This is a genomic window from Shewanella algicola, from assembly GCF_014648035.1.
Lineage (GTDB): Bacteria > Pseudomonadota > Gammaproteobacteria > Enterobacterales > Shewanellaceae > Shewanella > Shewanella algicola.
Genome location: NZ_BMQI01000001.1, coordinates 45,868 through 70,323, shown reverse-complemented (window position 1 = coordinate 70,323; position 24,456 = coordinate 45,868). Strand labels below are relative to the sequence as shown.

The following is a 24,456-nucleotide window of genomic DNA, read 5'->3' as shown; positions in this document are numbered from 1 at the left end:
ACTCAGTTAACCAGGCCATTTTTTCGTCTTCGATGTGCTTACGGGTTAATACGAGTAGGCATACCGCTACGATTTTCTAATAATCGTTTTAACACAGTTGAGTCGGTTTCTGGATGAGCCAGAAAACGGGTTAACTCTTTGTCCAAGGTTAATGACACAGGCTCTTTAGAGTCAAACTCTTCTTGAGTTTTCGATAAAGGCTCGTGCACTTCAATATAACGGCTACCATCAGGCTCTGCTGTGGCTTTAATCGGTTTATTTATAAACTCAACACGAGTACCAACTGGCACAGTTTCAAATAAGTGTTTAATGTCTTCGTCGCGTAAACGGATACAACCAGAGCTAACACGTAAACCTATACCAAATGTGGCGTTAGTGCCATGAACTGCAAACAAGTTACCAACATACAGCGCATATAACCCCATTGGGTTATCTGGGCCTGCTGGCCATACTGCGGGTAACGTAATGCCATTGGCTGCATAAATACGGCGGATATTGGCTGTAGGTGTCCAGGTTGGTCTCTCACGTTTGCGATGTACTTTAGTCACCCAGTTTTCTGGGGTATCACGGCCTATTTGGCCAATACCAATCGGTAACACTTCAACGATATTTTTACCCTTTGGATAATAATATAGGCGCATTTCAGCAGAGTTAATCACAATGCCTTCTTGCTTAGTGTCTGGCAGAATTAACTGGTGCGGAATGATTAAGGTGCTACCAGGCTTAGGTAAGAATGGGTCAACACCAGGGTTTGCTTCAATAAGGTTCGTTAGCCCTAGTTGAAATTCTGCCGCAATTTGCTCTAGTGTTAATTTACCTTCTTCAGGTACCACATAATATTGGTTTTGACCGACCAATTTGCTGCCGTTTGTGGGTAAACGGTATTCAACAGCAGCACTTGAAAAACTTAACATTATGGTAGACGCGGCAACGAATGCGGTGCGTAACGAATTCATCATAAGGGTTATATCATTCCTAAAAATAGACGTTATAAAAGTCAGACTACAATATCTTTCAAAGCTTGACCATTGAATAGCGCGCATCCTCACTTATTACGTCTAATAATTCAACTGATTTTTTTGCTGTTGACTCATTTTAATTTTAAGCGTTTTGCTAGGCGGTGTAAGTTGCCAGAATCAAGCTGTAAACTACGTGCTGTGGCGGCCCAGTTTCCTTCGTGTTGCCCCAGCACTTGTTGAATAAACTGACCTTGGAACTGGTCGGTTGCATCACGTAAGCTCATTTGCGCAAAAGATGTTACTGATTGTTTAACGGCTACCTTTTTTGGGGCTGTTGCGACATGTTCTGTAGATGTCGCAAACTCAAAATGATGCGGTTGTATGGTGCACATGCCATCGTGAACCCCAGCCGATTTCGCCAATACTGCCGCGCGATGAATGGCATGTTCAAGTTCACGAATGTTACCGGGCCAATCGTAATGGTTGAGTAACGCTAGGGCATCGTGACTTAATCCTAAATGAGCCAACAGCAATTGCTGGCGATAGCGTTCAATAAAAAAACCAGCCAATAAATGAATGTCTCTAGGTCGCTCTCGTAGCGCCGGCACCACAATGGGGAACACACTTAAACGATGATATAAATCGGCCCTAAAACGCCCCGCCAGTACTTCACTTTTTAAGTCTTTATTGGTGGCCGCTATAATCCGCACATCCACTTTTAAACTGCGGTCATCGCCCACTTTTTGCAAATCACCATACTGCAATACCCGCAGTAATTTAGCTTGTAAATTAAGTGGCAACTCACCAATTTCATCTAAAAATAACGTGCCTTTGTCAGCCACTTCAAATTTACCGCTGCGGTGGCTAATGGCGCCGGTAAAGGCCCCTTTTACATGGCCAAATAGTTCACTTTCAGCAACCGACTCAGCCAAGGCGGCGCAGTTTAAATACACTAGCGGTTTATCGGCACGAGGAGAATGCTGATGTACCGCTTTTGCTATGAGTTCTTTACCTGTACCTGTTTCACCTAAAATCAGCACATTTAATTCTGTGGCAGCGACCACATTCACTTCATTGAGCAAGGCCATAAAGCTGTCATCTTGGCCAATGATCTCTGTTGCAGTATCGAGCTGCCCAGTGGGTTTACTGCTGCTAATGGTAAAGTTACTCGCTTGTTTTTCGAGTTTATCAATCAGCAAGGCATTATTGAGTGAAGCGGCAGTAATGGCGCTAATGCTGCGTAATTCATTATTGGTGAACTGGTCAAACTTATTGGGGTCGAGTGCATCGATGGTTAATGCCCCAATCAGCTGCTCGTTGGCAAACAAGGGTAATCCCACACAGGCATGCACTTTTAAATCGCCATCCACATTAGGAATTAAGCCGTCATAAGGGTCGGGCAATTGACTGTCGGCAGGAAAGCGCACCACATCACCGGCTCGCGCTATGGCCTCAAGCCTTGGGTGCTCATTAACAATAAAACGCCTGCCCAATACATCAGCACTAAGACCATCAATTGCGAGTGGGGTAAATTGATGACCTTGAAACGACAATAGCGCCGCGGCATCACAGTCTAGGGTGTCTCTGAGCGTGGTGAGTAAACGTGAAAAGCGATCGCGAGTTGATAAATTTGCGGTGATATCAAGCGCAATACGGGTTAAGTCGGTTTGACTTAATGCCATGGTAAACTCCAATGATGTTGCGGTGCTGTCATTATGACAAGTGTAAATATAACAACAAGTGTTAAAGGTGCCATTATGATCACAAAAGGGCCACTATGATCATAGCGGCCCCTTTGTGAGTTGAGTTATCTTATGTTGCTCAAACCTAGTGTTATGCCAATGCGACGGTTTGCTTCGCTTTAGCGCTCTTGCTGCTAATGGCTTTTTTGATCAGGTCAAATAAGAACGCTGCCATCAATAATCCGCCTACACTAAAGATAATGTCGCCGAACATTCTCATCCACACTAGATTTTCAACCAACTCGCTGTGGATCACCGCAGGTGAGCGAGCATACCAGTAACCGTGATCGATAGCGGCAAAGAACTGCACAATACCCACAGGCAATAGCGACATAAATACCATACCCGCTAAACCGATATTTAAGGTCCAAAAGGCCCCTTTAAGGTATTTTTCGTTCCACTTCATATTGCCGGTTAAGCCACGTAAACAGAACAGCATCAGCCCCATACCTAACATTCCGTATACACCCATGAATGCTGCGTGAGCATGAGTTGCCGTCGTGTTTAATCCTTGGATAAAGTAAAGTGAAATCGGTGGGTTGATTAAGAATCCTAATACCCCTGCGCCCACTAAATTCCAAAATGAGGTGGCGACAAAGAACATAATTGCCCAGTGATAACGCTCCATCCAGGGACTGGCTTTACGTAAGCGATAGGTCTCCATGGCTTCAAAACCAATAAGTGCTAATGGGACAACTTCAAGTGCTGAGAATATTGCGCCCCATGCAATGACTGAGGTTTGAGTGCCAGTAAAATACAAGTGGTGTAGGGTACCGATTAAACCACCGGTTAAAAAGATAACCGTAGAGAACAATACCGCACCGTTGGCACTGCGAGCACGGATTAAGCCTAAGCGGACTAACATCAAGGCAATAACTGAAGTGGCAAAGGTTTCAAAGAAGCCTTCTACCCATAAATGTACTACCCACCAGCGCCAGTACTCAGCAATCGCAAGGTTTGAGTGTTTGCCCATAAATAGGCCGGCACCATAAAACAACCCAATGGCAACACACGAAGCATACAGCACCCAAATAACCGGTTGCATGTCGCTACTGACTTTTAACGCTGGGCGCATTGATGCGGTCACTAATGCTAACCAAATCAATAAACCACCCAGTAATAGGATTTGCCACACCCGGCCTAAATCAATGTATTCATAGCCCTGGTGACCAAATAAAAAGTTCATGTCGAGATCAAAATATTGTTGTACGCCTAACCATTCACCTGCCATAGAACCCAGCACGACAACGACTAGAGCCACCCACAATACGTTAACGCCAAGGCGCTGATATTTAGGCTCATAGCCAGATAGTGCTGGCGCAATGTAAAGGCCAGTGCCTAACCATGCCGTGGCAATCCAAAATACGGCCAGTTGAGTGTGCCAGGTACGCGTAACCGAATAAGGTAAGATTTCTGAGATGGCGATACCGTAAAACTCTTGGCCTTCTACTGCGTAATGCGCGGTCACGCCGCCCAGTAATATTTGCAGCAAAAACAGACCAATAGCGGTAATGAAGTATTTGCCTACTGCCTTTTGCGATGCCGTTGGTTTAGTGTGAAATAGCGGATCTTCTTTGGCGGGTTCTGGCAATGCTTCTTCTTTGCAACAGGCGTGATGCCAAATCAACATGGCAATACCAAGAATCAATGTCACTACACTTAACACTGACCAAACAATATTGTCTGACGTTGGTAAATTGCCTATCTGCGGATCATACGGCCAGTTGTTGGTGTAGGTGTAATCATAACCAGGGCGCTCAGTTACCGCGGCCCATGCGCCCCAAAAGAGGAAAGCATTTAATAATTCACGATGCCCGACATCGGTAATCGTGCCTTCTTTCATGGCGTATTGTTCACGTAGTGATCTTAACTCAGGGTCGTCACCAAATAATGATAGATAATGTTGAGTGACTTCGTTTATCGCCGCGATACGGGTCGTTGAAAGCGCAACATAGGTCTTGTCTTCTGCTCCTTCAATTACCGTGTTATGACGAATGTCATTTCTAAGGGCTTTTTCTAACCCTGCTTGTTGCTCAGTATCAAGTTCGGCAAAATCGCGGTTAAAACGCTGCTTTGCGGTTATTGATAACCAAGCTTGTGCTTCACGGTGTAGCCAGTCTGCAGTCCAGTCAGGTGCCACGTATGAGCCATGACCCCATATCGATCCTAACTGATGCCCGCCCATTGAACGCCAAACGAGTTGACCTTGTTCAATATCATTTTGGGTAAATACAGGCTGACCACTGGTGTCGGTAAACGCCGTTGGGATCGGCGGTTTTTCTCGGTATATACCGCTGCCTAAACTAAGTAATACAGTGAAAGAAGCCACAAGCACGATTAATAGTGCAATGCCGGTGAGTTTGTTTTTGCTCATAAGTCCTCTTAGCGCAAAGTCATTTTTATACAGATGACCTGACATTACACAAGACGTGCCAACTTTTTAATTTAATTCAAAGCATTGAATTTATGAGATTTTTAATTTAATCATTGATGTTGCAATTGTCTAAAAGACAGTTCTGATGAGTGTCATATAGACTTCTAGGTGTCAAATTGACATCTAATTTATGTGTTAATGACTTAGTTTGTGATGATGTAACTTATTTCAAAACGTTATTTACTTAGCATGCTAACTAGTTATAATGCTTAGCACGCTAACTAAGTGGGTGTTACTCATGTCTCCAGAATTAGAAAGATTAAAAGAACTGTCTCTTGCTGAAAATTTAGGTCGATTGCACCGTTTATGGCGAACGGCTGCGGATGCTGAATTAATCCCGTTAGGCCTAACTCATCCGCGCTGGACCGCATTATGGAAGCTATTGCGCTTAGGCGACAACGTTAGTCAAAAGGTGCTTGCAGATGCGTTGGAAATTGAATTGCCATCATTAATGCGCACCCTTAATCAATTAGAAGATCAGGGCTATGTGCAGCGCCGTTGTTGCGAAAAAGATAAACGGGCACGCATTGTTAGCTTAACCCCAGATGGGATTGAGATGCTTAAACAGATGGAAAGTAAAATCATGTTAGTGCGACGTAATTTATTAGCAGGCATTAGCCAGCAACAACTCAATGACTTTGAAAATATTATGAGTAAAATCAGCGAGAACGCACTGGCCACATTAGATAAAAGCTCTGCGTAATGGCATAGTCAAAAGTGAGTAATGAGAAGGTATATGACCCCAGATCAACAATTTGCACGACTCGTTAAAATATCCATATTTCTGTTTATATCAGTGTTTGGCTATTTTATGTTTGCCGACGCCATGATGCCAATGACCCCACAGGCAATGGCCACACGTATGGTGACCAAAGTCACCCCGCAAGTCAGCGGTAAAATTGCCTCGATAGCCGTGGCAAACAATCAAGTGGTCGCTAAAGGTGATGTGTTATTTAGTATCGACTCCGCGCCATTTGAACTGGCTGTTGAGCAAGCCAATTTAGCCTTAGAGCAAGCCAAACAAGACAATGCAGAGCTTGATGCTGAGATATTAGCCGCTCAAGCCGATGTTAACGCTAAGCAAAGTAGCGCACAGCAAAAACGCAGTGAGGCAAAACGGCTTGATGCACTTTATGCAAGCCGTGGTGTATCGCAGCAATTAGCCGATCAAGCACAAAGTGACGCCTCAACAGCAGAAGCTAACTTAATGGCAGCCAATGCGCGTCTAAGTCAATTGGTGGTGAGTCGTGGGCGTGATGGTGCAGAGAATCTAAAAATGCGCCAAGCTCGAAATCGCCTCGCTCAGGCCGAGTTAAATCTGTCATACACCCAGGTGCGCGCCGAGCAAAATGGGGTTGTGACTAATCTACAACTAGAAGTCGGCAGTTTTGCCACTGTTGGTCAGCCATTGCTCGCTGTGGTATCTGAAAAAGTGGATATTATTGCCGACTTTAGAGAAAAAAGTTTAAGAGGAATAGAGTCACAATCTACCGCTTATATTACTTTTGACGGTCAACCAGGGCGTTTATATCAAGCTAAAGTCAGCAATGTCGATGCTGGTGTGAGTGCAGGGCAGTTTGATGCGAATGGGCGTTTAGCCACGCCAGAGGCGTCGGCGCGCTGGGTGCGTGATGCTCAGCGGTTACGTTTGCATTTGGCTCTGGATCATCAAGTGGTTAATACCTTACCCGCCGGTGCGCGCGCTACTGTGCAATTAGTCCCTAATAATGCGGTGCTAGGTTTTTTAGCCAAAGTACAGATTAAGCTGATTAGCGTGCTGCACTATATATATTAATCCCGATCAAAATATCGATGTTGTTACTCGCCTTATTGCGCCACTAAAGGCCCTAGGGCCTGCCGTGACATATCCTGAAGGTATGCCGATGTTATTACGTCATAGTCCGTTAACTACCAATGATTTACACCAATGTTTGCGCATTGCTACTGGTGCCACACTGGGGTTTGCGATTTGTAAATTATTCGACCTAAATTATGGGGTGTTTTTTACCGTCACGCCGATGTTATTACTTGGATTAGTTCCGGTGATGAACGCTCATGCCATGCGACAACTGCTGGCTTCGTCGGTTATGGCTGGGCTTGAAGTCGGTATTCTCGGTGGCTTATTTGGCGGTCATCCTGGGGTTATGTTACCCATCGTTTTTTTATTGTTTTTGTATCGTTTTGCCGCCATGTCACGTGGCAGTTTATTTTTGTTCGGTGCCAATGGCGTGATTAGCTTAAGCATTATGCTGCATTTTGCCAGTTATCCGGGCATGGACATCAACAACCTCATTTTCAGCAACTTTTGGGCGACACTCGCCTCGGTGATTATCGCCTATGCGATGACAGCATTATGGCCAGACGTTGCCCCAAGGCCGCCAATGGCCGGTGTGGTAAAAGCGCCTAATCGTATGCGCCACGAAACATTATTGGGTGCCTCTATCGCTACCGCGTCATTTATTGTGTTTCAGATGTTTAATTTAAAAGATTCAATGTCAGCCCAAGCCACCACGTTATTACTGTTATTTCCCATGCATTGGAATGGGGCACTGGGCTATGCCAGAAAGCGTGCAATAGGGACCTTATTTGGCGTAATTTTTGGCTTAGTCGGCCAGGCAGTGCTTTATGATTGGTCTGGCATGCTACTTTTTGTCGTGCCACTTTTGTGGATAGGCTTGATGTTATTTAGCCAGGTGCACGTTAAAGAGGCCAGCGGCTCAGGAGTCGGCTTTGGCGCCATGACCACCTTAGGAATATTATTTGGCCAGTATCTTACGCCAAATAATGATCTCGTTTTTAGTGCCTTATACCGTATAAGCAGCATTTTAGTCGCCATCGTCGCCACTTTATTACTGTGTTATCTCGTGCATCGGCTATTAAATCGTTTTGAAGCAACACGATTTGGCGTGTGATTGAAAATAATTACTATCGCTTAATTATCTGAAGGCCCTAGTGACACTAGTATTATGTTAAACAGTCGTTTGTTCTGTTTATTTTTTAATCCATTCTTACTATAGACAAGTTAAGCTTCAGCGCTAATAGTATAAAAACATTCATTAAATGGAATTAGCATGATGCAACATAAAATAATTATTTTTAGCCTCTTGGCCAGCTTTCTGATTTTTGCTCCAACAAAAAGTGAAGCAAGTCAGCTGCCAGAGTGTCAAACATCAGAATGTGTTGAATACTTTAAAGCTTATCGTATTTTAACTAAACGAGGTCACTCATCTGCAATGGCAATGTTAGGTGAGTTTTATTATGCCGGTTATGGCACGGATAAAAACTTAGACAAGGCGTTAAAGTGGTATCGCCGTGCAGGTAAATACGTGTTAGATGCTAAATACAAAGCAGGGGTATTGTATTTACAAGATACTCACTTAAAAGATGTTGAAGAAGGCCTTGACTATTTGGGGTACGCGTCAAGAATGGGTCACTCCCAATCATCATACCTACTTGGTAAGTTGTATTTAGGTGGCGGTATGGTAGATGAAGACATGGCAAAAGCTGACAAATACCTGACTCTTGCCTACGAGCAAAATAATTATGCCGCAAGACATTATGGTCAGACACTCTATTTACATGAGACCACTAAAGATTTGCCCTTGAATGCACTATATGGGCTAGTTTCTAAAGATGTTGTGACCTTGAAGCAAGAACAAAACGTTTCAGGAGAACAAACCGCCGCAGTTACTTTTCCTGAAGGTGAGATGGAAACCCTAGATGTTACAATGGATACCTTTGAGGGCATGTTTGGCTCTCATATAGCCCAATTGAATCACATGATCCCAGATACTTCAAAAGGCACGGGCTCAAATATTCCTGGGCAAACTTGCGCTAAAATGTGGGGCTGTAGCAGTGAAGGCGATAGCTTGCGCATAGGTGATGTTATGCTATCTGACTGGGGCTTAGAGACTATTCCTTTCAGGATTGAAGGTTCGGTATTCAATATTAGATAATCTAGAGTCAAATATCACTAAGTAGGCTTTTGTGTTTAAAAAAGTGACTCATGGCGAGTCACTTTTTTATTGCCAGCCTATTTTCCACTGCAGCGGGTCTTTTAAATCGCGCCATTCTATAGCAAATTCAGCGGCATTCATCTCTGCGCGAATAATGCATTCAATGACATTTTGTTGCTCATCATATTCCACTTTAATAACGCTAAAATGTTTGAGTTTATTAACCACTTCAACTTTGGTCCACTTGCTGTGAAGTAATTTTTTAGGGTGAATTCGATTCATAGGATTCTCACATTGACTTGTTAATGACTAGGCCGTTAGCGCCAGGTTACTGGATAAATGGCAGTAATTGGTTGAGCTCATCAATGACGACATCGGCAAGGTCTTGATAGCGCTTTTCAACCCCGTGAGTAATTAAACAGGCGACCATCCCAGCATTATTGGCGGCTTGAATGTCATATAAATAATCACCAACATACATAATGTGTTCAGGGGCTATTTGCCATTGGTTTGCAATTGCTAATAGTGCATCTGGAGCCGGTTTTGCGGGGTAGTCTTCACGGGTTATCACATGATCAATCGCGATGGCATTTTGCTTCACTTTCATTGTGCTGGCAGCCAGACTGTTGCGGGTGACAATCGCCGTAGGCATTTTTGCAGCTTCAATGGCACTAATTAATTCGGCCATACCTTTGATGGGCCTTGCGGTTATTGCATCTTGGTATTCATGCTCAATAATAATGTCATTGGCATGAGCCTGACTGTTTTGACAGCTTAGGTCGTCGACATACTTGAGCAGGTCGATATCCTCTGGGCAGCCGATTTGTTGGCGAATTAACTCAAAGTCTAAACTCGACTCAACAAGAGTACCGTCTAAGTCGAAAATAATGCCTTTAATTTGCACAGGTAATTTCAATGTTTAGCCTTTAAATTCAGCGATACGTGGGTGATTATTTTTTATTTTCAAACTCAATAGAATGTAACTCAATTGCAAATGGTCCTTGCTGTTTTTGTGCCACAAGAAACCCAACCCGCTCGATGTCTAGCAAGTTTAATTCTGGCGCGTTGCTTACAACCCGTCCTCTAAAACTGACAGTAAAATCTGCGGCAGTAAAAGTGTGCTCAGTTAATGTATCTGCTTGAGTGGTAAAGTTAGCCACGTACGCTTCACCATAAGACAGTTGAGGTGTTTTTAAACGCAGCTGATAAACCTTACCGTCACCTTTAACCGCAATGGTGAGTGATGATGCGGCAGATATTTGATGGGTAAAACGCGACTCTGTCGATGCAAATCCACCGTTATTGTCTAACGATACATTGCCGGTAAACAGCAGGTCTTGCTGTTTATTCTGTTTAATCTGGCTTTGTGATACGCCGCCCATCACGGTGTCATTATTGATCTGCCAACCTTCAAAATGATCCTCATTTGCAAAACGAAATAACATATTGTCCTCACTCGCACTGTAAGCTGGGTTGATTAATAATGCAGCGACAATCACGCCGTTAATCAAGCCGAACTTAAGTAGTTTATCAGTGTTAAAGGCTAACATCATTGATCTCCTATCAGTATTGCTTGGTTTTGGTTGGGCAAATTTCGCCGTAAAAAAAATGGCTTATCAGGGTGAGGGATAAGCCAAAGGGTCTTACGGAGGTTGTTGGCTCTTTCATACATAGAGTTAAATCGGGTCAGATTTAATGGCAACGAATGTCTTGGTGATTAATCACTGGGGCTAATCACTGTTGGTTAATTAAGAACGCTTAATTCATTCATTGGTAAGTTTTACGTGGGCGATTTGGATTCGGTTCAATTTATTGTAGATTAAAATCTACAAGGCTCGCGATAAGGGCTTAATAAGCTAAATCGAGTTTTGTTACTCATGGTGTTCTCACTCGCAAATCAGTATCCTAGTAATAAGTTTTATTAGGATTAACATATGTTAAACGTAAACGACGCATCATCGCCTACTGCATCTGAGCTTAGCTTTAATGTGGTGAGTATTAACTTATTTAACTTTATTGAACCGCCATATGCGTTTTATGATTTTGAAAATATTTACAGCGACAAGCAATGGCAAAAAAAGTGTGCCTGGTTAAGTGATTTTATTAATCAAAGCCAGCCAGATATTATCGGTTTTCAAGAAGTATTTAGCCCAGATGCCTTGGCCAAATTGACCCAATCATTGGGTTATGAGTACTTTGTGGCCTTAGATGAGCCTGAAGTGATCAGCGATTATGTTTATCGCAGTCCTGTGGTGGCCATTGCTTCTAAATATCCGATTGTGGATTCAGTTAATGTCAGCCCTGATCCGCAATGGATTACTCAATTAGGTTTAGCCGATACCTTTGCTTTTAGCCGCAAACCGCTTCGTGCCACCATTCAATTACCGGTATTTGGGCCGTGCGATTGTTACGTTATTCACCTTAAATCAAAACGCAGTGGTGTAAGCCGTGATGATATTAGCGAGAGCGGTTTACAAGGCGGACCGGACTTTGTTGCACGCCAGGTGCTTGGGCGTTGGGCCTCAAGTTTACAACGCGGCAGTGAGTCAGCATTGTTATGCCATCAAATGCTCATGAGGCGCCAACAAGCCCAGCAACCTTTTATGTTAATGGGCGACTTTAATGACACCTTAGGCAGCGAGCTGTTAGCGGCCTTTAATAATCAACTGCGGGTGTTTCGCAGTGACATTGAAGACCCGCAATTAGCCAAGCTTGGCGAAACCTCATTAATGGCAGAATTACATCAAAGCAGTTTGTACGACAGTTATGAGTTGTTTATTGCGGCAACTAAATGCAATGCCACTTTGGCGCAAGATGAGTTTGAATCCGCTTCATTGCTTGATGACGAACCACATGCTGTAAGACAAGCTACGCATTATTATGGCAACACAGGATCGGTGCTTGATTACATTTTAGTCTCAAGCGAGTTTAACCCGACTCAACAGCAAAATTTAGCCCATATTATTGATTATCAAACCTTCGACAGACATCTTGTTCGCCCAGATTATGAGCGCGACAGTGACAGTACCGACCACGCACCAGTGATGATGCGCTTTAGCGTCAGAACTTAAATTCAATCTAGGTAACCTGAGAGCGGGTTAGGTAGACAACATAACCGCCGGTTAAGTGCTGACTTTGCAGGTGGTTAGATAGGGATTTCAACCGTTTTACTTGGTATTTTCTTCATACATCAAATAATGGCTTTGCTGCATGCCCAAAGACTCATAGGTTTTTTGAGCAACGGCGTTGTCATGTTCTACATATAATCTGAAGCTAGCTGTACCACCATTGGCGGCGGCAAAGTCTTTAACCGCCTGGTAGAGCTTGCCATAAATACCCTGGCGACGATTTTGTGGGCGAACATAGACACTTTGGATCCAGTAATAATTACTGGCGCGCCAATCGCTCCACTCGTAAGTCACCATCAGCGACCCGACAATTTCGCCATCTACTTCTGCAACTAAATAAACACCGCGCTCAGGATGAGTTAACAACCCTTCAACCCCTTGAGTGAGTTTGTCTGCATCTAGGGTAAGGTTTTCGGTTTCCATTGCCATGGCTTGATTAAAATTAACTAAGGCGTGTAAATCGGCGTGTTGGCCAGCTCTTATTATCATGAAATTCTCGTAAGTAATTGGATATTGAGGAATGCAGCAGTGGCTATTGAATTTTTTATTTATTCGCCCCCGGCAGCTTTAGTGTACGCCAAAATGACATTGTTTAGTAAGAGGGTATGGCCAAACACGCGGTATAACATGCGCGTTAACGGGGGGATTGCGTCAGTAAGTAAACATGGCGCTGGCAATAATGGCTTACCGCGCCTTTGTTTTAAGCTTAAATCGAACAGCTGGTGCATATTTATACATATAAAATGACTGACAGTTGCCAACAAAAGTAGTGATATTGATAAGGGATTTCGCTCCATAATGAGGATAACGTTGAGCATAATTCATGCACAAACTTCAGCTTAAACCTTATTAGCGCTCACTTATTTACCACTGTCCACTAACGTATAATTGAAATTATTGTGACGATGCAGTAATGTGACGCCACGACAATTTAGATCAATGTCACAAACTGCATAAATTGATGGAGATAATTATGAAAGTTGCTGTATTAGGTGCTGCTGGTGGTATCGGCCAGGCGCTAGCTTTACTGTTAAAAACTCAACTGCCTGCGGGCTCAAAGTTGTCTCTATATGACATCGCTCCTGTTACTCCTGGTGTTGCGGTTGACTTAAGTCACATCCCAACAGACGTAGAAGTAAAAGGTTTTGCTGGTGAAGATCCAACGGCAGCATTAGTTGATGCTGACGTCGTATTAATGTCTGCTGGTGTCGCGCGTAAGCCTGGTATGGATCGTTCAGATCTATTCAACATCAACGCTGGCATCGTACGTAACCTAATGGAAAAAGTGGCTGTAACTTGCCCTAAAGCATTAGTGGGTATTATTACTAACCCAGTTAACACCACGGTAGCGATTGCTGCTGAAGTATTGAAAAATGCTGGTGTGTATGACAAAAACCGTTTATTCGGTATCACTACGCTTGACGTTATCCGCAGCGAAACCTTTATCGCTGAGCTTAAAGGCTTAAACGTTGCTGACGTTAAAGTTAACGTTATCGGCGGTCACAGCGGCGTGACTATTCTGCCACTACTTTCTCAGGTTGAGGGTGTAACTTTCACTGATGAAGAAGTTGCCGCAATGACAACTCGCATTCAAAACGCAGGTACTGAAGTTGTTGAAGCTAAAGCCGGTGGCGGTAGCGCAACATTATCAATGGGCCAAGCAGCATGTCGCTTCGGTTTATCATTGGTACGTGGTCTACAAGGCGAAGCCAATGTGGTTGAATGTGCCTATGTTGACGGCGGCAGTGAGCACGCTGAATTCTTCGCACAGCCAGTAGTACTTGGCAAAAACGGCGTAGAAAAAGTATTACCTTACGGTGACATCAGCGCATTTGAAGCTAACGCTCGCGATGCAATGCTAGACACTCTTAAAGGTGACATTAAATTAGGCGTTGAATTTGTTAAGTAATTAACAAATCGAAGCACTAAAACGCGAAGCTAATGGCTTCGCGTTTTTTTTGGTTTTTTACATATCTCGTTAACCAAAATTACCAGTTAATCGGCTCGCCTTGCCAGTCGAGGTAGCTGGCTTCGCCGTTGGGCTCACTGTTATCCATAATTTGCTGTAACTGGCTGGCGACAAAGGCAGGGGTAAAGAGTTTGCCTTGAGTCACATTGGCTTGAAAGGGTTTTGATAATGGCGTGTCGGTGGTGCCGGGGTGAAACGCAATCAGCTTCACGCGTTTAAGGCGTCTGGCATATTCCACTGCCGTGGTTTTAATGAGCATGTTTAATGCCGCTTTTGAGGCGCGATAACCATACCAACCGCCGAGGCGATTATCTGAAATACTTCCGACTCTGGCACTTAATATACTGATAACACATTTTTGCTCAGCGCTGACTTTATGACGAGGTTGCGACAACAATGGGGTGAGAGCGCTTAGCCATAACATGGGTACAATACTGTTGGCATAAAACAGCTGTTCTAACGAATGTGCATCAATATCTTCAATGCGTTTCTCGGGCATTAAGCCTGGTTCGTTTGTGCTGATGTGCTGGTTTTTACTGTGCAAAATGCCATTACACATCACTATGCGAGTCACTGTGCCTGCAATCTTCGCAATATCGCTAACACATTGTTCTATTGAGGCTTGTTGATAATCACAGCTAAAGTGCTGGTGGTTAATACGTCCCGCTAGTTCACTGTCCGTTAATTCGCGGCCCATTAATACAGGCAACTTAATGCTGGCCTGACGGCTAACCGTGATGATTTGTAACGGCTCTGCGACAGGTGAGTTTGGCTGCAGTTGCTTTGCGTGTTGATGACAAGCTTGCTCGATAAAGCCTTGGGCAATAAAAGATGACGCCCCAATTACAATAATGGTTTCAGTAGTCGTTGGATCGCTCATGCGCTTTGCCTTTATTTAATGTTACAACTGCCTGTGTCGCACCGTTTTTTGCCGGTCAGTAAATACGATATCCGGTAGCGATTTCGCGCAAATGCCAAATACGCGAGGTCTGCCACAGGTTTAATCACGGGCAGGCGCAGCATTTTTATCCAACCGTGTTTACCTGTTAATCCCCATGCCTTAGCTGTCACGTCTAAACCATAAAGCCAGGTGCCATCGGCTTGCAGGCCATGCAATATGGTATTGGCTTGCACGACATCTAAATCAGGGAATCGCTGATTAATATCTGCAGCGTTAATGTCTTCAAGCCCGATGCGGTTTAAGCTGTCGTAGCGTTTTAATTGCTGCATTTCATTGAGGCACAGCGGGCAAGTGCCATCGTAAAATATTGTCAGTTCCATTATTCACCTCGTATCGCTTGTATTGAGATTGTACGCACCAGCTCCCAAGCTAGTTTACCTTTATTGTGATTAGCATTGATCATTTAACGATCCGCATGATCGTTTTAGATTTATGATCTTTTTATTTCAGCCTGGCGTATAGATTAAAAACAATCCACTAGGGCTAAATAATGCCATTAAGCCAAGCTATTATTAACGTCACCAATTTACGTTTACGCACCTTTATTGGGTTTAATCAAGACGAACGCGAAAAACAGCAAGATGTGGTGATCAACATTGAGATCCATTATCCAGCGGATCGATCGTTCCAAACCGATGATGTTGCCGATGCACTAAACTACAAGATAATCACTAAAAAAGTGATTCAGCATGTAGAAGAAGGACGGTTCTTATTACTCGAAAAACTGGTGGCCGACGTGCTCGACATTTGTCGTGAGCATCCAAGCGTAACCCTAGCTCGAGTGACTATTGATAAACCCCATGCACTGCGTTTTGCCGACTCTGTTTCTTTGTCTTTAGAGTATCAAGCCTAACCTATTATTAAGGATGTTATTATGACCACCATTAATGACATAACTCGCGCTGAGTTGTCAGCCGAAGCATTAAAAGTTCAACAGGCGTTAGTTGACCATGGCCTTGAAACGCCATTAATTCCAAGTGACATGACCAGCGAGCAAAAGTATCAGCGTATTAAAGGCTTAATGACTGAAGTTGTGTCGACACTTGGCTTAGATTTAACCGACGACAGCTTAGCTGAAACCCCGCATCGTATTGCTAAAATGTACGTTAACGAGATTTTCTCAGGCCTTGATTACGCTAACTTCCCTAAAATTACTCAAATTGACAATAAAATGGGTGTTGAAGAGATGGTGAAAATTAGCAACATCAGTGTCGTGAGTACCTGCGAGCATCATTTTATTACCATCGATGGTTTGGCCAAAGTGGCTTACATTCCTAAAGGCAACATTATTGGCTTATCTAAAATTAACCGTATTGTGCGCTTTTTTGCTCAACGTCCACAGGTGCAAGAGCGTCTCACACAACAAATTTTAGTGGCGCTGCAAACCTTGCTCGAAACCGACGATGTTGCAGTTAGCATAAACGCGACTCATTACTGTGTTAAATCTCGCGGCATTATGGACACCTCATCAAGCACCCAAACCACGGCGCTTGGCGGTTGCTTTAAAGCAAATCCAGCCAGTCGTGCTGAATTTTTAGCGTAACGTTATACGGTTTACTTCCATTTATTTAATGGCTTCAACCTTCCCCGAGTTGAGGCCATTTTTTTAGGCTGCAAACCTTGTATTAAAAGTTTAATCCTTAACGTTTATTATAAATGCTTATCATAAGCACCTAATTTGCTTATGATAAGTTTAGGGTAAGTCATTAACCAAACATAAAGAGAGCACTATGGAACGCACAATACTGATCACCGGCGTAGGTAAGCGCATTGGTTATGCACTAGCTAAGTATTATTTGGCCCAGGGTCATCATGTTATTGGCACTTATCGTACTCATTACGACAGTATTGAGCAGTTAGGCAAGCTTGGAGCCAGTTTACATTCGTGCGACTTAACCGACCCCGCGGCAATTGATGAGCTTATTGCTCACATCAATGAACATCATGATCGCCTCGACACTATTATCCATAACGCCTCAGACTGGCTGCCAGACAATAATGGTTTAAGCCCAAGTGACACTATGGCCAGAATGTTGAAAATTCATGTGTCTGCGCCTTATCAAATCAACTTTGCATTAGCGCCATTGTTGGTTGCTGCCGCTAAAATCAATGACGACAGCATAGGTGCCAGCAACATTATTCATATCACAGATTATGTCGCCGAAAAGGGCAGTAAAAAACACATTGCTTACGCGGCCAGTAAAGCGGCATTGCATAATATGACCTTGTCATTTGCCAGCTTATTTGCGCCACACGTTAAAGTGAACTCGATTGCCCCCGCGATGATTTTATTTAACCAAGATGACGATGATGCTTATAAAGTCAAAGCATTAGCGAAAGCGATTTTGCCTAAAGAGGCCGGCAATAATGAAATTATTAACCTTATCGATTATCTACAAAGCAGCCATTACGTCACTGGCCGCAGTTATGCTGTAGATGGTGGCAGGCAGTTAAAATAGGCTTCAACAATCCCCAGAAACTTAAGTGACAATGTTGCCGCGATATGCAAATCAACATTTCGCTGTAACTTACTATAGACTTCTAGATGGCTAATTGCTAGTGTAGATATTAATCAACATTTACACTAGCAATTATCGAAAGGAAGTCACTATGTCTGCAGAAAACATGAAGCTGGAATCACTGGCATTACATTATGGCTACGAGTCTGAAGCTACGACTAAAGCTGCGGCAGTGCCGATTTACCAAACCACCTCTTACACCTTTGACGATACCCAGCATGGCGCAGACCTATTCGACCTCAAAGTCGCAGGTAATATTTATACCCGTATCATGAACCCAACCACCAGTGTATTAGAGCAACGCTTAGCCGCTATCGAAGGCGGTATTGGTGCACTTGCTGTTGCATCGGGTATGGCGGCGATCACCTATGCGATTCAAGCACTCACTCAAGTCGGCGATAACATTGTTAGCACTAGCCAACTGTATGGCGGCACCTATAACTTATTTGCTCATACTCTGCCGCGCCAGGGCGTTGAAGTGCGCATGGCCGCGTTTGATGACTTTGACGGTTTAGATGCATTAATTGACGATAAAACCAAAGCACTATTCTGCGAATCGATTGGTAACCCAGCTGGTAACATCGTCGATTTACAGCGTTTGGCCGATATTGCCCATAAACATGGGGTGCCACTAATTGTTGATAATACCGTGGCGACACCGGTATTGTGCCGCGCGTTTGATCACGGCGCCGACATTGTTATCCATTCATTGACCAAATACATTGGCGGTCACGGCACCACTATTGGTGGGGTGATTATTGACTCAGGTAAGTTTGATTGGGTTGCTAATAAAGAACGTTTTGCAATTCTCAATGAGCCCGATCCGTCTTATCACGGCGTGGTATACACCGATGCCTTTGGCCCAGCAGCCTATATTGGCCGTTGCCGTGTAGTACCACTGCGTAATACTGGTGCAGCCTTGTCGCCACAAAGTGCATTTTTGCTACTACAAGGGCTCGAAACCCTTAGCCTACGTATGGAGCGCCATTGCAGTAATGCCCTTGCGCTGGCTGAGTTTTTACAAAAACACCCAAGTGTTAGCTGGGTCAATTACGCAGCGCTGCCAGACAGCCCGCATCATGCAACTTGTCAAAAAATCACTGGCGGTAAAGCTTCAGGTATTATTAGTTTTGGGATTAAATCTGCTGATGCAGAAGCAGGTAAAATTGCTGGTGGTAAGTTTATTGATGCGCTGCAAATGGTGCTGCGTTTAGTCAACATCGGCGATGCTAAATCGCTAGCTTGTCACCCTGCTAGTACCACTCACCGCCAACTCAGCGGTGCAGAGCTTGCCAAGGCCGGTGTATCAGAAGACTTAGTGCGTATTTCAGTAGGTATTGAGCATATCGACGATATTATTGCTGATGTAAGCCAGGCATTAGATAAGGCGATTGTATAAGCTCACTTTTAGTCTAATCATTTAACTAAAAAGCCCCATCAATAACGTGTATTGATGGGGCTTTTTATTAAGAAACGATTTTAAATAGCTAATCTTCTCGTTGGGGTAATTATCACTGGCAACGGCACATCCCAAAAGTCGGTTGGTACCTGGCTCACTTCCTGACAGTCGTGAGCAAAACCAACGGCCAAAGGTTTGTTATTAACGACTTGGGCTAAGGTGCGATCGTAGTAACCGCCACCCATGCCCATTCGATTACCGTGTTCATCAAATGCCACCATAGGAGTGATAATCATATCGAGTTGCTCAACGGTGATGACATGCTGCACATTGAGTTTAGGTTCGCTAATACCGTATTGGTTTTTAACCATCACCGAGTCACGATCGTAACGTACAAATAACAAGTGACCTTTGCAAAATGGATGGATAAGCGGCAAGTAAACATTAATGTTTAACTCCCATAGCGCATCAATCAATTTTTGTGTCGCTAACTCGCCGTCATGGGTTAAATACACGGCCACATGTTGTGCTGATTGCGCCTGAATTTCTGCAAGCATATGTCTGCTGGCTATTAATGCCAATTGGCTTTGCTCTTCTGTTGATAAGCTGTTGCGCTCTTGCCTAACGTGACGACGAATATTATCACGGCTCATGCCTGAGCTATCAAACAAAGGCTCTTGTAATTCAGTAGGGGTGGCAAAATAACTAATGCGTGCAGAAGAGGTTGACGTAACAGGGCGATTGTCGGTGTTCGTCATAAAACGCATGATACTCATAGGTAGGGAGCACTCCATCACTTACAAATGCAATTAATAACAAAATATTCTGGCTAGACTATCGCGTTCTGAATAGATATGAAAGCATAGGTTTACTTAGTGCTAATGTATGCTTCATATCCATTCAAAACGCATTAGTTTATTTATCCATATTCATTGATTTTAACAATACTGGGCTATCGTAATCAGCCACCATGGTTTTGGCTTTTAACCAAAAGCGTCTTCGAGTTAAAAAGTATGTAAAGCTAATGGATAATAAGCTCCACTCAACAATATTTATCTGCATAAAATGTACGCCAGAGGTCAATAACTTGTTCACTTCTCGGTTGTAATGGGCATGATCGGCAATAAACGCATAAGTTGGGTTGATTGCATAAAACCCATATTGAATAGCGCAATAAATACCTACAGCGGCCACTAATCCCAGCAATTTGCTATACCACTTTTGTGGCCACTTAACCCCAATGACCATCAAGTAGATACCCACTAATAGTGAACCGCAGACAAGAGTGCTGGCAATGGCAGGGGAGTCATTAAGCAGTGCTAACGTATTGTAATAAATTGACAATGCAATGTGGGGGAACAATAAGGTAATAGTGATAGCTAATAGCCAAATCTTGGTGTTACTGATGTTTTTCCAATACCACTTTTTAACGCCTTGGTAGCTTAACCACAGCAAACCGAATACAAAAGCATAGTTAGCCAAGGCGGGCAGTCCAAATAATCCAAATTTCATTGTTAATAGGGCAAGCATCCATTCTGGCACTTGTGTAACGCTCATACGGTAGCCAGATTCGGCTGCAAAAGAGGGGAATAACAACGCGATTAACATGCCCAAAACAAAGAACAGATAAGTGTATTTAATCAAACTTAACAACATGTTGGGTGCAATACCCTTAACACTTTGTTTTTTTAATGTGCTGACCAAGTTTTGGTAATTCGATATAACCGCATCTTTAATGTCTGTTGATACCCAATTTTCGGTTAATAAGGCAATTTGGGTGTTGGTGGCATCGGCTTCGATAATGTCTTTTATTGCAGGCGTTGCTAACACGGCTTTGTCATCTGCCTGGCTTTTGCCTGTCATTTTTTGCGCCACACGCCATACCGCAGGATCATAAACACCACCTGCATTATGGGTGGTGTCTTTTTTGCCGGCAAAACACATTTTTGTGTCGGTGTTATCAATGGTCGCGGTAAATTGTAAGGTTGGCAGTTTAGCGGTAAAAGCATAGATAAACGTACAACCATCTAAAGCGCCGTCAACATCGACCTCAGTAATATCGGTTAAATGGTAAACCAAGTTTAAGCCGTTATTTTTAACAAACTCAGAGGTCCATTCGTGGTAATCATTGCTGTTATAAGCCCACTTCGTACTGCGCTTGGCATCACCATCAATGGTGTAACTGTAATAAAGGTAACCGCCACCGCTACAAGTGCTACACGTTACAGAACCAGAACCACCACAGCTATTGCAGGTTTTTTTACCGCTGCCCCAACAAGATGTGCATGACTCTGTTGTATAAACAGTACGATTATTGTGACTATCGTAACGCGATGTACTGACGCGCCCTGTACCACTACAACCATGGCAGCTGTTTTTGCCAGAACCATAACAGCCGGAACAGCTTTGACTGCCTGAGCCGCTACAGTTGTAGCAAATCTTACTGCCTACATAGGTCTCTGGCGCAGATTTAAGCCCTCTGTTGCGGATTAAAAAATTGCTGGTAATATCTGGGCCTAAAATGTTTAAAAACCGTTCATTAAACAGCGCATTTTGTCCGCTAGCGTATTCTTTGGCTTTGTCATGAGCATAGTCTCGTGCATTTGCTGCACTGCCAGATTTAATCCCTGAAGGACAATGACCACCATGTTGATGTTCACTCACTCCGACTTCAATCGTCCAGCCAAAAGTAAACTTAAGTTGCGGCAGTTTGACTTGTTCATGACTTAATTTTACTGGCACATCGACACCAGTGAGTACTTTACCGTTGCTACGAATAAAACTCTGAAATTGTTCTAATTTACTCACGTAATACATCCTATAATCTTTGCGTGAATGCTTGCTGCTTTGTGCTTTTATTTACAACACCGCGACTTAAAAATTGAATTCAAACTCAGTCTCATCAGCCTTGAGGTAAACCCACTTTCTAATGGTCGTTTGTCCTGGTGCTGAAACTTTAATGTCATAACTGCCCGCGGGTAGCATCATGCCGGGTTGGTATTTGGGTTTGATGCTCATCACTGAAATGCTGGCATTAGCAATATTGGTCTTAATGGTCAGCGGCAGTAATGCCGAGCTTTTAGCTGATGATTTGCGTGGTTTACTCACGTCATGTGCTGGCATTACCGCTAAATCAAAACGGTTAATTGGCTCGCTAATGGCATCAAACCCATTGGTAATCAATAAGTGTTGATCAATCGATGAGCCAACGGGTTGCACCATAGGTAGAGTCACTAATAGCCATTTAAGGGTGTATGAAATCGTCGCAGAGTCATTCTTTTCCATTTGATCAAAAAAGTAATGCAATGACGAGCCCGGCATAGTGTATTGGTTGCCGCCCATGGATAAAGGCACCACAAAAATTGATGCCAGTAAAAGGGTCGATATTGCTGGTTTGATTAAGCGATTCGGTTTAGCGATTGGTGTTGTCGACGACCTTTTTGCTTGCACAAGCTCTACAGCTTTCATCGGTAATTTCAATACCGTTAGCAGTACGAGCGCTAAGCTAATCGACATCGATATCGGTGGGATAATCGTTGACCTTAATGCCGATTTACCCGTTGATTCAAATACTCCGCCATCGGCAAATTCAACTTGTTGAGCCTCAAGTACATTAAGGTATTCAAGGGTTTTACGTTTAATGTTTGGTTCAATAATATGTTGTTTAAATTCGCGATTGTTCCAGTCGGCCAGTGTTGGGTTTACATAAAGCTCTTTCATTTCAGTTTCAATACGTTGTTGAATATCGCTCTGCTTTTGAAAGGCTTGCCAGCTCAAATTTGGTGGCATATCGCTGCCTTTGGCTTTCATGCTTGAACGCCACTTTGCATCGGCTTGCTGGCGGACTTTTTTGGCGACGGCAATATCAAAGCTGTTGCGGTCGGTGATTGACCAAGATGGCGATAAAGTTAAGCCTTTTTGCTTTAGTTGTTTATTCACTTTTACGCTGGTGAGTTCATGGACTCTAAAGTCATGGATGGAGTTAATTCCTAATGGGTAACCGCCAGACTCTTTTATAAAGTCTGGCGCCATTTTTACCATCAATACCTTTTTATAATGGTTAACGTCGTTGGTATACACCATACGATGATCTTTAAAGCCAGCATCGCCACCGGTAATCGCATCGGCCGCCTGCATTGCTGTATATAGGCCTAGGGTCATAATCCCTGAGAGAATAGAGTTGCCGACGTTTTCAGAGGTTGAAATCTCCTCGCGAATAAGCCAATCGTCAGGCGGTATATAAGGGATACTGTATTTGGCGATTTCTTTGTCGTAACCTTGTTGGAGTCGCTCAAAGCAGCGGTCTTTACTACTGCCACTCTTCTTTTCGGCACATTTATTACGGCGTTCAAAATAGTCATACAGTTTTGGCGCAATTTTTTGTGCTCGAGACTCTACCCGAGCTTCATAAGCCTTGGTCCCTTGCTGGTATTTCTCCCAGCCTTGTTTAACTTGGTTTTGCGTATCAAGCCAGTACTCATCAGAGCGAGTTTGTACACTGGCAAGCGCTTGGTTGTATTGATTAGAACCTGAGGCGTACTCAGTGTATTTATCACGCAGAGTTTGGCGAAAATTATCGTATTGACCATAATGCTCATCAAAGCGAGACATCGCGCGATCGCGAACAAGCTTCTCCATGATCAAGCGTTTCTTTTGTTTTAAGTCTGCTACCAATTGGTCGTCAGCGTAAACTAAACCACCAAAAACCGATAAAAAGGTTTTCTCAGTCGCGTTGTGAGTTTTATTGGGGTCGTATTCTATGCCTTCAAACTTAATTGAGTTTTCAATCAATGCACTGCGCAGTATTTGAGACAAGTACGCTTGTTGGCGCTCTTCAGGAGTAGATGCATCAATAATAAAATGATCCACTAACCACTTTTGGCCAAAAAATACCGTTGGCCATACCATCACCGCAATCAACGCAAAATACCCTAACGCGCGGGTGACATTAGCCAGCTTTTTACCTTTTAATAATAAATCTGCCAGCAGTAAGGTTACCCCAATACCGCTGATGGTTCGGCCAAATAATTCCACCACACGTAGGTCTTCAAAGGTGGCATTACGTCCACCCGCAACGTCGGTTAACGCTGCATTAAACACCGCCTCAGGAAACAAATACACTAGCGAGCAGATAAACATTAACAACATCCACCAAAAGGGTTTACCTGTCTGGGATATTTGGAGCTCTACCGTTTGTTTTTTGGCGGCTTTTGCTGCACTTGATTGTTGATGTTTTTGAACTTTCTTTAGCTCTTTTGCCGCAGATTCCATTTTTTGCTGTGTAGGGGCGCTGTTAAGCAGGTTTGTTGCAAATGGACTTTTGTTATGCTCAGTCATAGTCGTATTTATCAGCCATTATTTTTAATTTTTATGTAACCTGAACTCAGGT

22 protein-coding genes are annotated in these 24,456 nt (G+C 43.5%); 10 read left to right on the top strand and 12 right to left on the bottom strand.

The genetic code is table 11. The annotated features are described in order from the left end of the window. Positions 1-38: 38 nt before the first annotated feature. From IEY42_RS00295 to IEY42_RS00285, 3 genes are all read right to left on the bottom strand, one after another. Complete coding sequence (locus IEY42_RS00295) at positions 39-956, bottom strand: L,D-transpeptidase family protein (RefSeq protein WP_188923564.1); 918 nt, start codon at positions 954-956, stop codon at positions 39-41. A 134-nt stretch (positions 957-1,090) separates the two neighbouring features. After that, a complete protein-coding gene (gene norR / locus IEY42_RS00290) occupies positions 1,091-2,641 on the bottom strand; it encodes a nitric oxide reductase transcriptional regulator NorR (RefSeq protein WP_188923400.1) in 1,551 nt (516 codons plus the stop codon). Between the two features lie 151 nt (positions 2,642-2,792). Next, a complete protein-coding gene (locus IEY42_RS00285) occupies positions 2,793-5,075 on the bottom strand; it encodes a nitric-oxide reductase large subunit (RefSeq protein WP_188923399.1) in 2,283 nt (760 codons plus the stop codon). A gap of 298 nt (positions 5,076-5,373) precedes the next feature. Here IEY42_RS00285 and slyA point away from each other — a divergent pair, with 298 nt between their 5' ends. The 4 genes from slyA to IEY42_RS00265 all read left to right on the top strand — a co-directional run bounded on the left by slyA (position 5,374) and on the right by IEY42_RS00265 (position 9,091). Continuing rightward, a complete protein-coding gene (gene slyA / locus IEY42_RS00280; protein ID WP_188923398.1) occupies positions 5,374-5,838 on the top strand; it encodes a transcriptional regulator SlyA in 465 nt (154 codons plus the stop codon). 33 nt (positions 5,839-5,871) lie between these two features. Then, positions 5,872-6,930, top strand: a complete 1,059-nt coding sequence (locus IEY42_RS00275) for an HlyD family secretion protein (RefSeq protein ID WP_188923397.1) — start codon at positions 5,872-5,874, stop codon at positions 6,928-6,930. 88 nt (positions 6,931-7,018) lie between these two features. Continuing rightward, complete coding sequence (locus tag IEY42_RS00270) at positions 7,019-8,047, top strand: DUF2955 domain-containing protein (protein ID WP_188923563.1); 1,029 nt, start codon at positions 7,019-7,021, stop codon at positions 8,045-8,047. A gap of 159 nt (positions 8,048-8,206) precedes the next feature. Beyond that, positions 8,207-9,091, top strand: coding sequence for a tetratricopeptide repeat protein (locus tag IEY42_RS00265; RefSeq protein ID WP_188923396.1), 885 nt, complete (start codon positions 8,207-8,209; stop codon positions 9,089-9,091). Between the two features lie 66 nt (positions 9,092-9,157). Here IEY42_RS00265 and IEY42_RS00260 read toward each other — a convergent pair whose 3' ends face one another. From IEY42_RS00260 to IEY42_RS00250, 3 genes are read right to left on the bottom strand one after another with little or no spacing between them, the layout of a single operon-like run. Then, entirely contained in the window at positions 9,158-9,373 is a 216-nt protein-coding gene (locus tag IEY42_RS00260; RefSeq protein ID WP_188923395.1) for a TIGR02450 family Trp-rich protein, read from the bottom strand. Between the two features lie 46 nt (positions 9,374-9,419). After that, the gene (locus IEY42_RS00255) at positions 9,420-10,007 is read right to left on the bottom strand and encodes an HAD family hydrolase (protein WP_188923394.1); all 588 of its coding nucleotides are present in this window, start codon (positions 10,005-10,007) and stop codon (positions 9,420-9,422) included. Positions 10,008-10,041: 34 nt separating this feature from the next. After that, positions 10,042-10,644: a CIA30 family protein gene (locus tag IEY42_RS00250; protein ID WP_188923393.1), complete on the bottom strand. Its 603-nt coding sequence runs from the start codon at positions 10,642-10,644 to the stop codon at positions 10,042-10,044. A 381-nt stretch (positions 10,645-11,025) separates the two neighbouring features. Here IEY42_RS00250 and IEY42_RS00245 point away from each other — a divergent pair, with 381 nt between their 5' ends. Continuing rightward, the gene (locus IEY42_RS00245) at positions 11,026-12,162 is read left to right on the top strand and encodes an endonuclease/exonuclease/phosphatase family protein (RefSeq protein ID WP_188923392.1); all 1,137 of its coding nucleotides are present in this window, start codon (positions 11,026-11,028) and stop codon (positions 12,160-12,162) included. A gap of 96 nt (positions 12,163-12,258) precedes the next feature. Here IEY42_RS00245 and IEY42_RS00240 read toward each other — a convergent pair whose 3' ends face one another. Continuing rightward, positions 12,259-12,708, bottom strand: a complete 450-nt coding sequence (locus IEY42_RS00240) for a GNAT family N-acetyltransferase (protein ID WP_188923391.1) — start codon at positions 12,706-12,708, stop codon at positions 12,259-12,261. Positions 12,709-13,192: 484 nt separating this feature from the next. Here IEY42_RS00240 and mdh point away from each other — a divergent pair, with 484 nt between their 5' ends. Then, positions 13,193-14,128 carry a malate dehydrogenase gene (mdh, locus tag IEY42_RS00235; protein ID WP_188923390.1) on the top strand — a complete coding sequence of 312 codons (936 nt, stop codon included), beginning with the start codon at positions 13,193-13,195 and terminating at the stop codon, positions 14,126-14,128. Between the two features lie 79 nt (positions 14,129-14,207). Here the strand turns inward: mdh and IEY42_RS00230 are convergent, their stop codons facing one another. Together IEY42_RS00230 and IEY42_RS00225 are read right to left on the bottom strand one after the other, a co-directional pair. Continuing rightward, on the bottom strand, positions 14,208-15,068 hold the full coding sequence (locus IEY42_RS00230; RefSeq protein ID WP_188923389.1) for an SDR family NAD(P)-dependent oxidoreductase: 861 nt from the start codon (positions 15,066-15,068) through the stop codon (positions 14,208-14,210). A gap of 11 nt (positions 15,069-15,079) precedes the next feature. Continuing rightward, positions 15,080-15,469 (bottom strand): thiol-disulfide oxidoreductase DCC family protein, encoded by a 390-nt coding sequence (locus tag IEY42_RS00225; protein ID WP_188923388.1) that lies wholly within the window; start codon positions 15,467-15,469, stop codon positions 15,080-15,082. Positions 15,470-15,639: 170 nt separating this feature from the next. Here IEY42_RS00225 and folX point away from each other — a divergent pair, with 170 nt between their 5' ends. From folX to IEY42_RS00205, 4 genes are all read left to right on the top strand, one after another. Then, complete coding sequence (folX, locus tag IEY42_RS00220; RefSeq protein ID WP_160052566.1) at positions 15,640-16,002, top strand: dihydroneopterin triphosphate 2'-epimerase; 363 nt, start codon at positions 15,640-15,642, stop codon at positions 16,000-16,002. A gap of 21 nt (positions 16,003-16,023) precedes the next feature. Continuing rightward, complete coding sequence (gene folE / locus IEY42_RS00215; RefSeq protein WP_188923387.1) at positions 16,024-16,692, top strand: GTP cyclohydrolase I FolE; 669 nt, start codon at positions 16,024-16,026, stop codon at positions 16,690-16,692. 187 nt (positions 16,693-16,879) lie between these two features. Continuing rightward, on the top strand, positions 16,880-17,608 hold the full coding sequence (gene folM / locus IEY42_RS00210) for a dihydromonapterin reductase (RefSeq protein WP_188923386.1): 729 nt from the start codon (positions 16,880-16,882) through the stop codon (positions 17,606-17,608). Between the two features lie 166 nt (positions 17,609-17,774). After that, positions 17,775-19,067 (top strand): O-acetylhomoserine aminocarboxypropyltransferase/cysteine synthase family protein, encoded by a 1,293-nt coding sequence (locus tag IEY42_RS00205; RefSeq protein WP_188923562.1) that lies wholly within the window; start codon positions 17,775-17,777, stop codon positions 19,065-19,067. 80 nt (positions 19,068-19,147) lie between these two features. On the opposite strand, the gene IEY42_RS00200 is transcribed toward IEY42_RS00205, so the two are convergent. The 3 genes from IEY42_RS00200 to IEY42_RS00190 all read right to left on the bottom strand — a co-directional run bounded on the left by IEY42_RS00200 (position 19,148) and on the right by IEY42_RS00190 (position 24,404). After that, positions 19,148-19,843 carry a 5-formyltetrahydrofolate cyclo-ligase gene (locus IEY42_RS00200; protein ID WP_188923385.1) on the bottom strand — a complete coding sequence of 232 codons (696 nt, stop codon included), beginning with the start codon at positions 19,841-19,843 and terminating at the stop codon, positions 19,148-19,150. Between the two features lie 139 nt (positions 19,844-19,982). Next, positions 19,983-21,884: a hypothetical protein gene (locus tag IEY42_RS00195; protein WP_229779829.1), complete on the bottom strand. Its 1,902-nt coding sequence runs from the start codon at positions 21,882-21,884 to the stop codon at positions 19,983-19,985. A gap of 57 nt (positions 21,885-21,941) precedes the next feature. After that, positions 21,942-24,404, bottom strand: coding sequence for a peptidase associated/transthyretin-like domain-containing protein (locus IEY42_RS00190; protein ID WP_188923383.1), 2,463 nt, complete (start codon positions 24,402-24,404; stop codon positions 21,942-21,944). Positions 24,405-24,456 lie beyond the last annotated feature (52 nt).

What these genes read in the sequence shown, in the direction of transcription:
- IEY42_RS00295 (WP_188923564.1), bottom strand. Translation starts at nt 956, where the DNA reads ATGAATTCGTTACGCACCGCATTCGTTGCCGCGTCTACCATAATGTTA.
- norR (WP_188923400.1), bottom strand. Translation starts at nt 2,641, where the DNA reads ATGGCATTAAGTCAAACCGACTTAACCCGTATTGCGCTTGATATCACC.
- IEY42_RS00285 (WP_188923399.1), bottom strand. Translation starts at nt 5,075, where the DNA reads ATGAGCAAAAACAAACTCACCGGCATTGCACTATTAATCGTGCTTGTG.
- slyA (WP_188923398.1), top strand. Translation starts at nt 5,374, where the DNA reads ATGTCTCCAGAATTAGAAAGATTAAAAGAACTGTCTCTTGCTGAAAAT.
- IEY42_RS00275 (WP_188923397.1), top strand. Translation starts at nt 5,872, where the DNA reads ATGACCCCAGATCAACAATTTGCACGACTCGTTAAAATATCCATATTT.
- IEY42_RS00270 (WP_188923563.1), top strand. Translation starts at nt 7,019, where the DNA reads ATGTTATTACGTCATAGTCCGTTAACTACCAATGATTTACACCAATGT.
- IEY42_RS00265 (WP_188923396.1), top strand. Translation starts at nt 8,207, where the DNA reads ATGATGCAACATAAAATAATTATTTTTAGCCTCTTGGCCAGCTTTCTG.
- IEY42_RS00260 (WP_188923395.1), bottom strand. Translation starts at nt 9,373, where the DNA reads ATGAATCGAATTCACCCTAAAAAATTACTTCACAGCAAGTGGACCAAA.
- IEY42_RS00250 (WP_188923393.1), bottom strand. Translation starts at nt 10,644, where the DNA reads ATGATGTTAGCCTTTAACACTGATAAACTACTTAAGTTCGGCTTGATT.
- IEY42_RS00245 (WP_188923392.1), top strand. Translation starts at nt 11,026, where the DNA reads ATGTTAAACGTAAACGACGCATCATCGCCTACTGCATCTGAGCTTAGC.
- IEY42_RS00240 (WP_188923391.1), bottom strand. Translation starts at nt 12,708, where the DNA reads ATGATAATAAGAGCTGGCCAACACGCCGATTTACACGCCTTAGTTAAT.
- mdh (WP_188923390.1), top strand. Translation starts at nt 13,193, where the DNA reads ATGAAAGTTGCTGTATTAGGTGCTGCTGGTGGTATCGGCCAGGCGCTA.
- IEY42_RS00230 (WP_188923389.1), bottom strand. Translation starts at nt 15,068, where the DNA reads ATGAGCGATCCAACGACTACTGAAACCATTATTGTAATTGGGGCGTCA.
- IEY42_RS00225 (WP_188923388.1), bottom strand. Translation starts at nt 15,469, where the DNA reads ATGGAACTGACAATATTTTACGATGGCACTTGCCCGCTGTGCCTCAAT.
- folX (WP_160052566.1), top strand. Translation starts at nt 15,640, where the DNA reads ATGCCATTAAGCCAAGCTATTATTAACGTCACCAATTTACGTTTACGC.
- folE (WP_188923387.1), top strand. Translation starts at nt 16,024, where the DNA reads ATGACCACCATTAATGACATAACTCGCGCTGAGTTGTCAGCCGAAGCA.
- folM (WP_188923386.1), top strand. Translation starts at nt 16,880, where the DNA reads ATGGAACGCACAATACTGATCACCGGCGTAGGTAAGCGCATTGGTTAT.
- IEY42_RS00205 (WP_188923562.1), top strand. Translation starts at nt 17,775, where the DNA reads ATGAAGCTGGAATCACTGGCATTACATTATGGCTACGAGTCTGAAGCT.
- IEY42_RS00200 (WP_188923385.1), bottom strand. Translation starts at nt 19,843, where the DNA reads ATGAGTATCATGCGTTTTATGACGAACACCGACAATCGCCCTGTTACG.
- IEY42_RS00195 (WP_229779829.1), bottom strand. Translation starts at nt 21,884, where the DNA reads ATGTATTACGTGAGTAAATTAGAACAATTTCAGAGTTTTATTCGTAGC.
- IEY42_RS00190 (WP_188923383.1), bottom strand. Translation starts at nt 24,404, where the DNA reads ATGACTGAGCATAACAAAAGTCCATTTGCAACAAACCTGCTTAACAGC.